13 protein-coding genes and 1 tRNA gene are annotated in these 14,878 nt (G+C 67.7%); 4 read left to right on the forward strand and 10 right to left on the reverse strand.

The features are described 5' to 3' along the window. Positions 1-497: 497 nt before the first annotated feature. A tRNA-Ile gene (locus ACQPYY_RS25185) sits at positions 498-571 on the reverse strand. Positions 572-643: 72 nt separating this feature from the next. Beyond that, positions 644-1,024, reverse strand: a complete 381-nt coding sequence (locus ACQPYY_RS25190; protein ID WP_379095088.1) for a DUF4234 domain-containing protein — start codon at positions 1,022-1,024, stop codon at positions 644-646. 132 nt (positions 1,025-1,156) lie between these two features. Here ACQPYY_RS25190 and ACQPYY_RS25195 point away from each other — a divergent pair, with 132 nt between their 5' ends. The 3 genes from ACQPYY_RS25195 (at position 1,157) to ACQPYY_RS25205 (ending at position 3,855) form a co-directional block, all read left to right on the forward strand. Continuing rightward, positions 1,157-1,585, forward strand: a complete 429-nt coding sequence (locus tag ACQPYY_RS25195; protein ID WP_433591230.1) for a nitroreductase/quinone reductase family protein — start codon at positions 1,157-1,159, stop codon at positions 1,583-1,585. A 178-nt stretch (positions 1,586-1,763) separates the two neighbouring features. Beyond that, on the forward strand, positions 1,764-2,801 hold the full coding sequence (locus ACQPYY_RS25200; protein ID WP_433591231.1) for a TerC/Alx family metal homeostasis membrane protein: 1,038 nt from the start codon (positions 1,764-1,766) through the stop codon (positions 2,799-2,801). A 568-nt stretch (positions 2,802-3,369) separates the two neighbouring features. After that, positions 3,370-3,855 carry a hypothetical protein gene (locus ACQPYY_RS25205; protein ID WP_379095080.1) on the forward strand — a complete coding sequence of 162 codons (486 nt, stop codon included), beginning with the start codon at positions 3,370-3,372 and terminating at the stop codon, positions 3,853-3,855. 436 nt (positions 3,856-4,291) lie between these two features. On the opposite strand, the gene ACQPYY_RS25210 is transcribed toward ACQPYY_RS25205, so the two are convergent. From ACQPYY_RS25210 to ACQPYY_RS25240, 7 genes are all read right to left on the reverse strand, one after another. Beyond that, positions 4,292-6,070 carry an SDR family oxidoreductase gene (locus tag ACQPYY_RS25210; RefSeq protein ID WP_433591232.1) on the reverse strand — a complete coding sequence of 593 codons (1,779 nt, stop codon included), beginning with the start codon at positions 6,068-6,070 and terminating at the stop codon, positions 4,292-4,294. A 24-nt stretch (positions 6,071-6,094) separates the two neighbouring features. Beyond that, the gene (locus tag ACQPYY_RS25215) at positions 6,095-7,207 is read right to left on the reverse strand and encodes a PDR/VanB family oxidoreductase (protein WP_433591233.1); all 1,113 of its coding nucleotides are present in this window, start codon (positions 7,205-7,207) and stop codon (positions 6,095-6,097) included. Next, a complete protein-coding gene (locus tag ACQPYY_RS25220; protein ID WP_379095069.1) occupies positions 7,204-8,109 on the reverse strand; it encodes a metal-dependent hydrolase in 906 nt (301 codons plus the stop codon). Before ACQPYY_RS25220 ends, ACQPYY_RS25215 begins: the two co-directional genes overlap by 4 nt. Positions 8,110-8,205: 96 nt before the next feature. Then, positions 8,206-10,161 (reverse strand): amino acid transporter, encoded by a 1,956-nt coding sequence (locus ACQPYY_RS25225; RefSeq protein WP_433591234.1) that lies wholly within the window; start codon positions 10,159-10,161, stop codon positions 8,206-8,208. Between the two features lie 123 nt (positions 10,162-10,284). Then, the gene (locus ACQPYY_RS25230; protein ID WP_433591235.1) at positions 10,285-11,085 is read right to left on the reverse strand and encodes an N-acetylmuramoyl-L-alanine amidase; all 801 of its coding nucleotides are present in this window, start codon (positions 11,083-11,085) and stop codon (positions 10,285-10,287) included. A gap of 36 nt (positions 11,086-11,121) precedes the next feature. Beyond that, entirely contained in the window at positions 11,122-11,541 is a 420-nt protein-coding gene (locus tag ACQPYY_RS25235; protein ID WP_433591236.1) for a MarR family winged helix-turn-helix transcriptional regulator, read from the reverse strand. Continuing rightward, positions 11,531-12,907 carry an MFS transporter gene (locus ACQPYY_RS25240; protein WP_433591237.1) on the reverse strand — a complete coding sequence of 459 codons (1,377 nt, stop codon included), beginning with the start codon at positions 12,905-12,907 and terminating at the stop codon, positions 11,531-11,533. Before ACQPYY_RS25240 ends, ACQPYY_RS25235 begins: the two co-directional genes overlap by 11 nt. Before the next feature lie 98 nt (positions 12,908-13,005). Here ACQPYY_RS25240 and ACQPYY_RS25245 point away from each other — a divergent pair, with 98 nt between their 5' ends. Continuing rightward, a complete protein-coding gene (locus ACQPYY_RS25245; protein WP_433591238.1) occupies positions 13,006-14,094 on the forward strand; it encodes a family 20 glycosylhydrolase in 1,089 nt (362 codons plus the stop codon). Positions 14,095-14,109: 15 nt separating this feature from the next. Here the strand turns inward: ACQPYY_RS25245 and ACQPYY_RS25250 are convergent, their stop codons facing one another. Continuing rightward, positions 14,110-14,853 carry a hypothetical protein gene (locus tag ACQPYY_RS25250; RefSeq protein ID WP_433591239.1) on the reverse strand — a complete coding sequence of 248 codons (744 nt, stop codon included), beginning with the start codon at positions 14,851-14,853 and terminating at the stop codon, positions 14,110-14,112. Positions 14,854-14,878: the final 25 nt, after the last annotated feature.

Consider the following 14,878-nt stretch of genomic DNA (forward strand, 5'->3'; position numbering starts at 1 on the left):
TGTTGGCTGGCAATAGAGCCTATCGGAGACATCAGGCTGAGGAGCAGTGCGGCGATAAGGCGTGTCGATCAGGGAATTCCTGCCGACGAGCCGATACCCGCCTATAAATACACTGCCGGAAAACAGACCGGGCTCAATGGATCACGCGCAACCCGCCGACCGGCACGGCGCAATCCGCACCCCTACCAGTGCTTTCGAGTGGTTCGAGTGGCGGACCTTTCGCCATAGCCATGATCTTGGGTGTCCGAATGCTGCGGTAGGCCACACGGCTCGCGCGTTCGTTCGCGACAGCAACGTCTCGATGTATCCGCCGATATGGTCGCGGGTGAGGTCGGACGCTTCGATCGGAAGTGCCTCGGAGAGAAGGTAATCGGCGAAGTCCAGCGAAGCGCTCCCCAGGGTGCGATGGCACGCCCGCAATCTATTTCATGGAAGAGCTCTGTTCTAGGTCGAAACCTCTCCAGAAACAGCAAAACCCCCTGCTCAGAGGGGGTAAGTGGGGCGGGCGGGGCTCGAACCCGCGACCAATGGATTATGAGTCCACGGCTCTAACCGACTGAGCTACCGCCCCAGACCGCTGCAGATCACCGCGGGCTCCGCGAGATGCTACCGCTTCGGTGGGGGCGATGCCCAGTCGGACCTATCAGGCGGCGGTGGGGCCGTCGGCGATCTTGTTGAGTTCGAGTTGGTAGTAGAGGATGCCGAGGCCGAAGACGAAGTTGAGCAGGAAGCCGAGGAGGGGGTTGCAGGTGGGTTCGAGGCCTGCGGCTTGCTGGGACTGGCTGATGCGGGTGCCGGTGCGCCAGAAGCTGATCAGGGCGGCGATGCCGGTCCAGGAGAGCAGGATCATCACCAGGAGGGGGCCGGCGACGGGGGCTTCGGGGTCGCGGCGGAGTTCGGCCATCTCCTTGTGGATCTTGTAGTACCAGACCAGGAAGTAGATGCCGAGGGTCAACAGCGGCCAGACCAGCCACACCAGCACGGGGTTGCGGGGTTTGATCGGTGTGGCGAGGGCTGTGGTCATGGGGTGAATCCTTTTGTTGTCGTGCGATTTTCGTGTCCCGGTAGAAGCCGGCTGCCAGAACGTATCCACAGAATCGTGACCTGATCGTGAAGCGTTAATCTGAGGCGACCACCAACGACAGGGAGGCACAGGATGTCGAGTCTGTTCGGGAACGTGCTGAAGGCGCATCAGTGGATCTACGAGAACAGCCACGGGGCGATCGGGCACAAGTTGCTGTTCGGGAATCCGACGCTGCTGCTGCGGACGGTGGGGCGGAAGACCGGTCAGGAGCGCACGAATGCGCTGACCTATGCCACGGACGGCAAGAACTATCTGGTGACGGCTTCCAACGGCGGGTCGCCGCGGCCGCCGGGCTGGCTGGCGAATGTGAAGGCCCGGCCGGAGTGTGTGATCCAGATCGGGACCTCGCGGATTCCGGTCACGGCCACCGCCATCTATCCGAACAATCCGGACTACGCGCGCCGGTTCCAGCTGGCCGACAAGGTGAACAAGGGCCGCTATACGCAGTATCAGACCATGACATCGCGGCCGATCGCGGTGGTGGTGCTCACACCGCGCTGAAACGCGGAGCAGGTAGACCGACCCGCTAAGGGTCGGCTACCCTGCTGGGCAGAGGGGAGTACTTCCCACGAACCATTCCGGTCAGTACGGGCCGCGCCGTCGCGTCCCCCGGGTGGTTGCCCACGGTATCCGCGGGTGAAGGAGACCTCGGCTGGTTTGCCATGTCCGAGGAGGTCCCATGAGTGCTACCCCCACTCTCCTAGCCGCTACCCCCGTCATCGACAGCATCGGAACCCCCTGGTTGTGGGGTGGAACGATCGCCGCGGTGCTGGCGCTGCTGATTCTCGATTTCACGCTCACCCGCCGCCCGCACGAGGTGTCCATGCGGGAGGCCATCGGCTGGACGGCCTTCTACATCGCTCTGCCGGTCGCCTTCGGCGTGTTCCTGTGGTTCAACAACGGCGGCACCCCCGCGGTCGAGTTCTTCACCGGCTACCTGCTGGAGAAGTCACTGTCGGTGGACAACCTGTTCATCTTCATGCTGCTGCTGTCGGCGTTCGCGGTCCCGGCGGCGCTGGCGCAGCGGGTGCTGCTGTACGGCATCGCGGGCGCGCTGGTGTTGCGCGGCATCTTCATCGCCCTGGGCGCGGCCGCCCTGGCCACCCTGGACTGGGCGTTCCTGCTGTTCGGCCTGATCCTGCTGGTCACCGCGCTGAAGCTGCTGGCCGACGCGGCCGGCGGACACGAGCAGGAACTGGACGTCGCCAACATGAGGTCGGTGCAGCTGCTGCGCCGCATCTGGCCGGTCACCGACGACTACCGCGGCACCAAGATGACGGTGCAGGAAGCCGACCCGGACCGGCCCGGCCGGTTCCGCCGCGTCCTGACCCCGCTCGTTCTGGTCGTGGCCGCCGTCATGGCCACCGACATCGTCTTCGCCGTCGACTCGGTCCCCGCGGTGTACGGCGTCACCGGCGACCCGTTCCTGGTCTTCGCCACCAACGCCTTCGCGCTACTCGGCTTGCGCGCACTGTATTTCGTCCTGCACGCCGCCCTGTCCCGCCTGGTGCACCTGGCCTACGGTCTGGCCGCCATCCTCGCCTTCATCGGCGTGAAGCTGGTCCTGCACTGGGCCCACGGCATCTGGAGCGGCGTTCCGACCATCCCCACCGCCGCCTCGCTGGTGGTGATCGTGGTGGTGCTGACGACGGTCACCCTCACCAGCATCTACGCCACTCGCGGCGAGGAGAGCGAACCCGTAGCCGACCCGCGGTGAGCCAACGCGGCGTCACCCGATGCCGCCGAACCGGCTCCCGCGTCCACTGCTCGATCCAGTCGATCGGGCGGTGGACGCGTGGCTAACCGCCGCCGCCACCGCACCCGCCGCCACCACCGCCGCCGCAACCCCCTCCGCCGCCGCCACCGCCGCAACCTCCGCCGCCGCAGCCGCTGCCACCGCCGCAGCCGCTGTGCCCGCCGCCGCAGCCACCGCCGCTACCGGGGTCCCCGCCCGCGCCGCAGTTGATCACACCGCCGCTGCTGTTGACGGAACCGCCGCTGTAGGCCGAGCCACCGGCCCAGCCTCCCCCAGCACGCCACCTCTCCCTCCGGCGCTTCACCTCGAGATCGGACCGGATGCCCTCTATGAGCCCGTAACTCAGCGCGCTCACGAAGCCGATACACAGGATCACGGAAATTATGATGCCGATCATCGCCGGCCTCCTCCCCCGTCTCGCGGCAGCCGTGACCGCGAGATATAGCCGAAAAATACGCTCGGGGAATCGCTTCGACCAACCTATTTATCAGGCCCTGCCCTGTCACCGGATTCGACGTAGCGTGTAGCCATGTTGCTGAACCGTTCTCGGCGTCCGAGCATCGAACAGGTCAATCGGGTGGTCGACGCGCTGGAGATTCCGGAGGCGGTATTCAAGACCTGCCCGTGGCAGCCCCGGGAGCTGGTGGAGACCGGATTGCGGCAGTGGTTGCGGTGCTGCGGGGCGGCCATGCGCGACGATCGGGTGATCGGGATGCCGTCGCACGCGGTGGACGAGGCGTGGCACGGGCTCATCCTGTGCACGAAACGGTATGCGCGCCTGTGTGATGACGCGTACGGACGATTCCTGCACCACTTCCCGGACGGGGAGGGCACGGGGTCCGGGGACCCGATGGCGGAGCAGTTGGGACGCACCGTCGTCGCGTGGTCGTTCGTGGCGCGACCGGGCGAGGAATGCGTGCTGTGGAACCTGGACAGCGTTGTGGGAGTGGACCATCCGTGGGGAATCCCCACCGAGCGGGTCCACTCGATCGAGGCGGAGTTGCGGGCGGGCTAGTTGCCGCCTCCGCCGCAACCACCGCCGCCACAGCTGCTGCTGGAGCTGCTGCCACCGCCGCAGCCGCTGTGTCCGCCGCCGCAGCCGCTGTGCCCGCCGCCGCAACCGTGGTGGCCGTGGCCGGTGCCGCCGTGGTGATCGTGGCCGCTGCTCCCGTGGTGCCCGTGGCCGCTGCTCCCGACTCCCCAGCGCCTGTCGCGTCTTCCACGTGCTCGATCGCGTTCACCTCGGTTGGTGACCACCGCCACGACGACCAGCGTGAACACGATGAAGACAACAATGAATCCGACAGCGAACATCGTCGGCCTCCTCCCCCGTCCCGCCGCCCCTGTGGCTGCGAGGCTGAGGCGAAAGCTACGCGGGGAGGGGCCGGTGCGACAAGCGCATTTGCCGAGGGGCTCATCACTGATGCGAGCCCCTCGACGGCGGGTACTCCCTATGTCAGCTTCACGCGCGCCGCGAAGAAGCGGGCGACGGCGGGGGCGAAGCGGTTGAAGCGGTACTGCAGCCACGCCTCCGGCGTCACCGGCACCACGTCGCGACCGTTCTCGACGGCCTTGACGATCTGGTCGGCGACCTTCTCGGGGCCGTAGCGACGGGCCGCGTACAGCTTGTCGTAGCGCTGCTGCTTGGCGGCTTCCTCCTCGGCGGAGACGCCCGAGAAGCGGGTGTTGGCAACGATATTGGTGTGCACGATGCCCGGGCAGATGGTCTGCACACCGATCCCCTGGCCCGCCAGTTCGGCGCGCAGGCAGTCGGAGAACATGAAGACCGCGGACTTGGAGGTCGAGTAGGCCGCGAAGCCACGCTGCGGGGTGTACGCGGCCATCGACGAGAGGTTGACGATATTGCCGCCGAGGCCGCGGTCGGCCATGGCCTTGCCGAAGGCGCGGCAGCCGTTGATGACACCGTGCAGGTTGATGTCGAGCACCCGGTTGAATTCGGCCGCGGAGGTGTCGAAGAAGTCGCCCGCGGCGCCGATGCCGGCGTTGTTGATCAGGATGTCGGGCACGCCGTGCGCGGCGATGACCGCGTTCGCGTGCTCGGCGACCGCTTCGGCGTCGGACACGTCGAGCTGGTAGGCGTGCGCGACACCGCCGATCCCGGCGATGAGGTCCGCGGTCTCCTTGGCGGAGTCCAGGTTGATGTCGGACAGCACGACCTCGGCGCCCTTGCGCGCGAAGGCGAGGGCGGTCTCGCGGCCGATGCCGCTGCCGCCGCCGGTGATCACCAGCAGCTGGTGGTCGAAAGGCCGCTGCTCCGAACCGACCTCGGCCCGGCGCAGCGTGCGCGGCGTGTCCCCGGTGCGGAGCGAGTCGATGAGCTCGATGGTGGAGGTGGCCAGCAGTTCGGGGTGCGAGAACGGCAGCCAGTGCCCGCCGCCGACCTCGCGGCGGTACAGGTTGGGCGCGTACTCCTTGGTGTCGGCGTAGCCCGCGGGCCGCACCGCCACATCGCGGCGCGCGATGACCAGCTGCACCGGCACCTCGGTGCGGCGTTCGCGCGGATCACCCAGGCGCTGCAGGATATTGGCGCGGTAGATGCGCATGCCGTCGAAGAAGTCGCGCCGGAATTCCGGTCCCAGCTTGATGTTCTCCGGCGAGGTCTGGTTCATCAGGCCGACGAAGCGCGACCACATCTTCTCGGTGCCCAGCGGCTTGAGCACCACCCGCGGCACGCCCGGCGTCATGAACAGACCGGTGTACAGCGAGGACAGCAGCTGGGTGAACGGACCCCACACCTTGCCCTGCGACATGCGCGAGCGCACCCACGCGCCCAGGTGGTCGAGGTTGGGCCCGGACACCGAGGTGAAGGACGCGACCCGGCCGACCGCCTGCGGCTCGCACACGGCCTCCCACATCTGCACCGAACCCCAGTCGTGGGCCAGGATGTGCACGGGCGCATCGGGACTCACCGCGTCGGCGACGGCGAAGAAGTCGGCCGCGAAGTGTTCGAGCCGGAAGTCCTCGGTGCGGTCGGTGCGGGTGGAGCGGCCGTGGCCGCGGGTGTCGTAGGTGACGACGTGGAAGCGGTCGGCGAGCAGCGGCACGACCCGGTCCCACAGGTGGTTGTCGTCGGGCCAACCGTGCACCAGCACAATGGTTTCTTTCACTGTCCCAGCGGCGGACGGCTCACCGTATTCGTAGACGGCGATATCGAATTCGCCCGAGCGCACCAGGCGCTCGGCGGCGGGGACGACGGTGGCTTCGGTCACGATCTTCTCCTCGTTGAGACGGTGCTAGAGGTCCAGCACCAAACGGTCCCCGCCGCAACGGGATACACAGATGAGCATGTCGCCGGCCGCGCGCTCGGCGTCGGTGAGCACGGTGTCGCGGTGGTCGACCTCGCCGGAGCGCACCCGCACCACGCAGGTGCGGCAGAAGCCCTGGCGGCACGAGTACGAGCTGTCCGGACGGGCTTTGAGCACTTCCTCGAGCACCGACTTGTCGGCGGGCACGTCGAGCACCTCGCCGGTGCGGGCCAGTTCCACCTGGAAGGCGGTGCCGTTCACCACCGGCGGCGGCGAGAACCGTTCGGAATACAGTTCCACGCCGGGCATGCCACGCACGGTGTCGGCGATGACCTGGGTCATGACGACCGGTCCGCAGCAGTAGACGGAGGTGTCGGGACCGACGCCGGGCAGCAGGTCCGCGGCGGTGGGGATGCCGTGCTCATCATCGGTGCGCACGGTGACCCGCGACCCGAACGACTCCACCTCGGACAAGAACGGAATGGTGTCGCGGGACCGCCCGGCATACACCATGGTCCAGTCGACGCCGAGCCGATCGGCCATCCGGATCATCGGCAGGATCGGCGTGATCCCGATGCCGCCCGCCACGAAATGCACTCGCGCGGCGGAGGATCCGTAGCCGGGCAGTACGAACGGGAAGGCGTTGCGCGGCCCGCGCACGGTGATCGTGGTGCCGACCCGCACCTCGTCGTGCACCTCGAGGGAGCCGCCGTTGCCGTCCGGAATGCGCCGCACCGCAACGCGATACGCGTGCCGGTCGGCGGGGTCCCCGCACAGCGAGTACTGCCGCACCTTGCCCGAGGGCAGTTCCAGATCCAGGTGCGCGCCGGGCCGCCAGGCGGGCAGTTCCCGCCCGTCGGGGGCGGTCATCAGCAGGCTGATCACGTCGGTGTCGTGCGCCTCGACGCGGCGTTCGACGACGACCAGCGGAATCCGCCAGGCGTCGACCCGCACATCGGGTTCGTACCGGTTGACGAAAGTGCTCCAGCGCAAACGACTCTCGGCGATGAAGTCCAGGACCCGGGTGGTGCGGTCGGCGCGCCCCTTGCCGAACAGGTCCTGTGGTGGTGTGACGGGGACGGGCCGGATAGCCGCGCTCACGATGCCATCACACGCGCTGCCGGGGACTGCGCCAGATAGGCCACGGCCTGCGCGGTGGACCCGACGCCTTCGGGGCTGTAGCCGGGCTTGAAGGTGGACAGCGCGCTGATCAGCAGCGACGGGATGCCGGGCACCGAGCCGCGCCACATGCCCGCGAAGATCCGGGCGACCAGCATCGGATAGCGGTGGTTGGGCAGCGTGGGGTCGGCGTGCACCAGGTACTTGGTGCCGCGCAGCAGCAGCGCGATGAAGATCGGGAACACGATCAGCATGAGCGCTCCGCGGCGCACGTAGCCGATCTCGAAGTACTCGGCCACGTCGTGGGCGACCATGCGGTGCTCGACCTCTTCGGCCCCGTGCCAGCGGAACAGGTCCAGCATCTGCGGGTCGGCGTCGAACTGCTCGAGGTCGGCGTTGATCACCCAGTCGCCGAGGAAGGCGAAGAAGTGCTCGAGCGCGGCGATGACACCGAGCCGCTCGACGAGCTGTTGCTGCTGGGCGGCCGTGGTGCCGAGCCGGCGCGGGCCCAGCGTCTTGCGGAACAGGAACTCGGCCTGTCGCACGTACGGCTCGACATCGATGCCGTGGGCGGCCAGCACCTCTTCGAGGGCCCCATGGTGGCTCTCGGCGTGCATGGACTCCTGGCCGATGAACCCGATCATGGCCTCGCGCAGCTTCTCGTCCTTGACCAGTTCGAGGGCTTCGCCGAAGGTCACCAGGAACATGCGCTCGCCTTCGGGCAGCAGCATGCTCAGGGCATTGAGGACGTGCGAGGCGATCGGTTCCTGCTTCATCCAGACCGGTTCGGTCTGCGACCAATCGAACCGGACATTGCGGGCGTGCAGGGCTACCTCTCCGGGTTCGGTCACCTCTCGGCGGCCCAGCTTCGGAAGTAGCTTCATCGGTACTCCTGGTCTCGTAGCGATTTGCTGCGTGAGCGTAGCAACATTCTACCTATGTATGAAACCAGGAGTTACACCTAGATTTTTCGGCCCCGATCAGCTATCGACGTGCACGTGCGGGCGCTGCGACCGGCGCGGGATGGCCCGGCGCAGGATCTCCCGGGTCACCGGCGCGACCTCGCCCTCACCGAAGAACATGAACCGCACCAGATTGACGAGCGGGTTCCCCTCGGTCCATTCGAAGTAGACGTGCGGGCACTCCCCGGTCCGGTCCCGGATGGCGATCAGGATGGACGCGATGCAGTTCGGCACGGCCGCGGCCTCGACGGTGAGGATGTGATAGTCCTCCACATCCACCTCGGTCACGTGCAGCGTGGTGCTGAACTCCGAGGGGTCCTTCACGATGACCTCGAGGAAGAGGATGGGCTCACTGTCGGGAATGTGGCTCTCCCGGCGCTGGTCGGCTTCCTTCTCCGCGTACTCCTGCGGCGAGCGCCCGTCGGTGATGTCGTGGGTGACGATGCGGATCTCGCCGCGCTCGGCCAGCTGGTCGATCACCGCGCAGGCCTTCTCGTCGAAGATCACCTCGACGGCCCGCAGCTCGAACGCCCGGCGGATGCGCGAGGCGAACGACACCACCAGGGTCGCCAGCACGAACAGGATCGCGAGGTGCAGACCTTCCGGCTTCTCGATGATGTTGTCGATGGTGGTGTAGACGAAGATCAGCGACACCAGCCCGAAGCCCAGCACCCGCGAATACTGCTGCTTGCGCCAGGCCGAAATGGACACCGCCACCGCCGCGGAGGTGATCAGCACCAGCACACCGGTCGCGTACGCGGCGCCCTGCTGGTCCACGCTGGCATCGAAGTACCAGGTGATCCCGAAGGCGATGAGCGCGAAAACCAGGGTCAGCGGCCGGATCTGACGCGCCCACTCGGGAGCCATACCGAAGCGCGGGAGGTAGCGCGGGACCAGGTTCAGCAGGCCCGCCATGGCCGACGCGCCCGCGAACCACAGGATCGCGATGGTGCTGATGTCGTAGACGGTGCCGAACGCGTTGCCCAGATGCTCATGCGCCAGATATGCGAGCGCTCGCCCGTTGGCCTGCCCGCCCTCCTGGAACTCCTGCTCCGGAATCAGGATGGTGGTGATGAAGCTGGTGACGATCAGGAAGCCGCTCATGATGAGCGCGGCCGTGGTCAGCAGCTTGCGGGTGCCGATGATGCGGCTGCGCGGAAAGTCCTTGGGGTCGGCCGGATTGCCCTTGATCTGCGGCATGACCGCGACACCGGTCTCGAAGCCGGACAGACCCAGCGCCAGCTTCGGGAACACCAGCAGCGCGACGCCGATCATCGCGAAGATATTGCCGTGCTCGGCCGTCAGCAGATGCGTCCAGTTGGTCACCAGATGCGGGGCCTCCAGCACCTTGACGATGCCGACCACGGCCACCACCAGGTTCAGCGACAGGTACACGCCGACCAGTCCGACCGCGATGCCGATGGCCTCGCTGAACCCCTTGAGGAACACCGCCGCCAGCAGCGCCAGCAGGACCAGGGTGATGGTCATGTTCTGGTCGGCCAGCCACTCGGGCACGTACGGGTTCTCGACGATGTGCGCCGCGCCGTCCGCGGCCGACAGCGTCATGGTGATGGTGAAGTCGGTGGCCGCGAAGCCCAGCAGCACCAGGATGAAGACCTTGCCCCACCAGTTGGGCAGGAAATTGGCGAACATGGCGATGGACCCGCCGCCCTCGTGGCTCTCCGTGGCCACCCGCCGGTACACCGGTAGTGCGCCCAGCAGGGTCAGCGCGACCAGCACGATGGTCGCGAGCGGGGACAGCACGCCCGCGGCCAGCGCGGCGATGCCCGGCTGATATCCGAGTGTCGAGAAGTAGTCGACACCGGTCAGGCACATCACCTTCCACCAGGAGTGCTGATGCTCCTTGGGCGGCTTCTTCACCATCGGGCCCTGGATCTGCGAGTGGTGCTCCCCCGCGTCTTCCAGTAGCCAGTTCGCGAAGCGCGAGCGCGGCCGTACATCGGTCGTGGTCAAGGAGTCCTCCCCGGATCGCTGCGGTCCGGTTTCCCGTAAATCTTCCGAAATGACGTGATGAATGTACTCACGGCAAACCGGGCACGGTCCGAGCCCGCGCCGTGAGTCGATCAGGGGAATGTGCTAGCCGAGATAGGCCGCGATGGCGTCGGTGATGGCCCGCGCGAATCGGGCACGGCCGTCCGGGGATTCGATGAGGGCGGCATCGCCGGGATCCCGCATATTGCCGCATTCGACCAGAGCCGTCGGCCGCTCGGAGAAGTTCAGCCCGGCCAGGTCGGGCCGCGGGTTCATGCCGTCGGAGCCGACGTAGGTCGAGGGCGTGAAGCCCGCCCCGGACAGGGTGTCGCGCAGCCGGGTGGCCAGCTGCACCGACGGCCCGGACTGAGCGTCGTTGAGGGCGGGCGAGGAGTAGGCGACGTGGAAGCCGTGCGCCCCGGCGGGCGCGCCGTCGGCGTGGATCGACACCACGGCGGCCGCCCCGACCCGATTGCCGAGGGTGCCGCGGTCGTTCACGCAGGGGCCGACGCCGGTGTCACTGTCGCGGCTCATGATCACCTGGAAGCCGCGGGCGGCGAGCTGATCGCGCACCAGCTGGGCCACCGCCCAATTGAATTCGTGCTCGGTGTAGCCGTCGTCACCGCTGGTGCCGGTGGTGTTGCAGGGCTTCATGCCGCCGCGCCCGTCGGGCACCTTGGCATTGATCTCATCGGCGTGGGCAGCGCCGCCGCCATTGTGGCCGGGATCGATCACCACGGTCCGGTTGGCGATCGGAAAGATCGGGAGGGCAGGCAGATCCGCTTTCGCGGGGGCGTCCTGCGCCGGGCGCGACTGCGAGACCGGGACGGCTTGGCTCTGCACGCAGCCCGCGAGCAGCAGCGCGCCGCAGAGTGCCGCCATGGACTTCCAGTGTCGGTGTCGCACGCCTCGACGATAACGGTTGAATCACGAAGAGGTAAGTCAGTGTTCGAGTTTGCGCAGGATCTCGTGGAGGGTGCGCAGGTCGGCCGGGGTGAGGTCGGCCAATTCCGCGGGCGCGGGGTCGGGTGTGGCGAGCGCGTCGGCCACCACCCGCTCGCCGGCGTCGGTGAGCGAGATCAGCTTGCTGCGCCGGTTGGTCGGGTCGATCTCGCGGGTCACCAGTCCGCGCTCCTCGAGGTCGTTGACCACCACCGTGGTGGCGGGCGCGTCCATGGCGGCCGCCCGTGCCAGATCCTTGGCGCTGAGCGGTCCGGGCCGCAGTCGCCGCAGCACCCGGATCCGGCTGAACGGCATGCCGGTTCGCTCGGTCACCGCGCGTTTCCAGCCGTCGCGGGTGTCCATCACCAGGTGGGTGAGCTGCCGCCAGACCTGGTCGGTGGTGGGCGTGTCATCCGGCATGAACGGGGACCTTCTGTTCCAGCAGGGGCGCGATCCGGTCTCGCGAACGGTACGCCCAGTCGGTATTGGCGGCGACGCCGAGCGCGGTGACGGCCACGGCGAATCCGCTGATGGTCCACCACAATCCCGCGCCGGTGAGCGCACCACACAGTGCCACACCGAGACTCACCCCGACCTGGCGGCTGGTGGAGGCCACCGCCGCGGCCGCCCCGGCCCGATCGAGCGGCATCCCGCTGACCGCGGTGGTGGTGATGGGCGCGTTGACCATGCCGAATCCGATGCCGAACAGCACGAAGGTGACGATCAGCTGCCAGATCGGGGTGTCGGCGCGCAGCAGGGTGAGCAGGACCGCGGCCACGCCCATCAGCGAACCGGAGGCCAGCAGCGACGGCCGGGTGCCGTAGCGGCCCACCAGTCGTCCCGACAGCGGCGAGAAGAACAGCATGCCCAGCGCCATCGGCAGGTACAGCAGTCCGGTGTGAACGGCCGAGAAGTGCCGTGTCCCTTGTAGATACATCGACATGCTGAACAGGAACGCGCCGAGCCCGGCGAACGAGCAGACCGCGATGACGGTGGCCGAGGAGAACGGGAAGCTGCGGAAGAAGCGCAGGTCGATGAACGGCGACCGGTGCCGCGACTCGTGCCACACGAATCCGGCCAGCGCGGCCGCCGCGATGACGAAGACCGCGGGCTCGGCTTCGATGAGCCCGAACACCAGCGTGAACAGCACCACGATGGCCAGCAGCTGTCCGATCGGGTCCATGCCGCGCGGATTGGCCGACTTCGATTCCGGCACGAAGATCGTGGTGAGCGCGAACGCGACCGCCACGATGGGCAGATTGATCCAGAACACCGACTGCCAGCCCAGACTGTCGATGAGCACACCGCCGACCATGGGCCCCAGCGCCGTCGAGATGCCGACCACCGCACCCCACACCCCGACCGCGCGCGCCCGCTCCACGCGCCCGGTGAAGGTCGTCGTAATGATCGACATGGCAACGGGATTCAGCATGGACCCGCCGATGGCCTGCACGAACCGCGCCCCGATCAGGATCTCGATGCTCGGCGCGAGGCTGCACAACAGCGATCCGGCAGCGAAGGTGAGCAGCCCGATCCGGAACACCCGCTTGCGCCCGAACCGGTCCGCCGCCGCACCCGACAGCATGAGCAGGCTGGCCAGCGTCAGCGTGTACACGTCGACGATCCACTGCAACCGCGACAGCGGCGCGCCGAGATCGTCGCGAATGGCCGGGATGGCGACGTTCACGATGGTCGCGTCCATGGACGAGATCAGCAGGCTCAGGCAGCAGGTGACCAGGATGATCTTCTTACGCCGCGCGTCGAGCCCCTCAACAGTTGTAAGCACACAATCATTGTGTGTTCACAACTGTTCCGGACGCAAGGTCTCGCACTGTGGCCCCGATCACACCCCGATCACCCGCACCGAGAGGACACTCGACACCCATGACGGGAAACGTGAAGCGGCGATCGGTCATCGCCGCGATGCTCACCGCCGGACTGGTCACCGCGACACCGGCCGCGGCGCAGCCCGCGCCCGTCGCTGCCACCGAGTACCCGTGGCGTCAGCTCATGGTCGACACCGGGCGCGAGTACTTCCCGATCGACTGGCTCGAGGCGCGGGTGCGGGAGCTGTCGGCGCTGGGGATGAACACGCTGCATCTGCACCTGTCCGACAATCAGGGCTTCCGGCTGCGCAGCGACACCCATCCGGAGGTGAACTCGGCGCAGACCTATTCCAAGGACGAGATCCGCGCGCTGGTGTCCTACGCCGAGGGCTACGGCATCACGGTGGTGCCGGAGATCGACATGCCCAGCCACATGGGGCAGATCCTCGCCCATCATCCGGAACTCCAGCTGGTGCCGGCGCACACCACACCGGCCGAGGCCCAGCAGGATTCGCTGCTCGGCGGACCCGAGACCAAGATCGATCTGTCCAACCCGGCGGCCTATCAGCTCATGGGTGATCTGCTGCGCGAATTCCTGCCGCTGTTCCCCGGCCCGTACTGGCACCTCGGCGCGGACGAGTACGTCAGCGACTTCGATCGCTATCCGCAATTGAGCCCGTACGCGGTGCGCGACTACATCACCTGGGCGTCAAGCATTCTGGCCGAGACGGGCAAGACGCCGATCGTCTGGAACGACGGGCTCCAGTGGCCAGGCGCACTCGGCCTCGACCCGTCGATCATCATCGACTACTGGTCCGCGGGCACCGCGCCGTGGATCCGCACCGGCCGCGGCCCCGCCGAGCTCGCGGCGAATGGAAACCGCTTGGTCAACGCCGGTTTCACCCCCACCTACTTCGTCACCGGCGGACCCGCATCGGGCCTGAACACCCCGCCCGCCCTGCTGAAACTGTGGAATCCCGGCATCTTCGTCGACCTCAGCACCCTGCCTGCCGCGAGCCGATCACAACTGATCGGCTCGGGCGTCTTCGTGTGGTGCGACGACCCCACGGCCATGACCCCGGACGAGATCTCCGGTCCCCTGTCGGAACGGCTGGTCATCATGGCCGACAAGCTGCGCGGGCGGTAGCACCGAGTCCCGGTGTCAGTGCTTGGGATTCACCTCGGGCATCAAGGCCGACCACGCCGCGAGCACGTCCTCGGTCTGCTGATCGGGGGTGCCGTAGGTGTGGGCGGCGACCGTGAAGCCCGGGCCGAAGGAGACCGACGACACCTCCGGGTCGCCGACATCGGCCCAGCCCCACTTGGTTCCGTACACCAGCGGCAGTCGAGCGGTGCCCCAGTCCTGGCGGGTGCCGTCGGCGGCTCGGTCGGCGGGCTGTTCCATCCACGCCAGGATGGGGCTGTCGGGTTCGTCGCGGATCTTGGCGGCGAGGAAGTCGGCCACGTCGGCGGTGCTGGTGGTCGAGAATTCCCAGTCGCCGTGGCTGTGGGTGGAGCGCAGGTGGTACTCGGCGGCCTCGGCGTCGATGGCGTACGCGTATTTGGCCTCGATGCGGTCGGCGGCGCCGTCGTCGGATTTGCGGATCATGCGTTCGCTCAGGTCGCGGTCCTCGGCGGAGCCGTCGCCGTGTTCGAGGGCGTAGTCGGCGAGGTAGAGCTTGGCGAGGGACAGGGCCGCGCGCTCCTCGTGCTGGTTGGCGGTGCCCCAGCCCGCGCCGGGGACCAGGGTGCGCACCGAGAGCGCGGTGCGGGGCGGGACGCGGGACAGGTCGAAGGCGCCGGGGTCGAGCGCGGGTTGTGCGCTCGCGGCTCCGCCGGCGCAGACGCCCAGTGCCAGTCCGACTCCGGTCGCCACAATCTCGACCACACCCGCCCGCCTGCCCATCGCCCACCTCCGTGTCGCGTTGTAC

It is taken from the genome of Nocardia sp. CA-145437, from assembly GCF_050956485.1.
Classification (GTDB): Bacteria; Actinomycetota; Actinomycetes; order Mycobacteriales; family Mycobacteriaceae; genus Nocardia.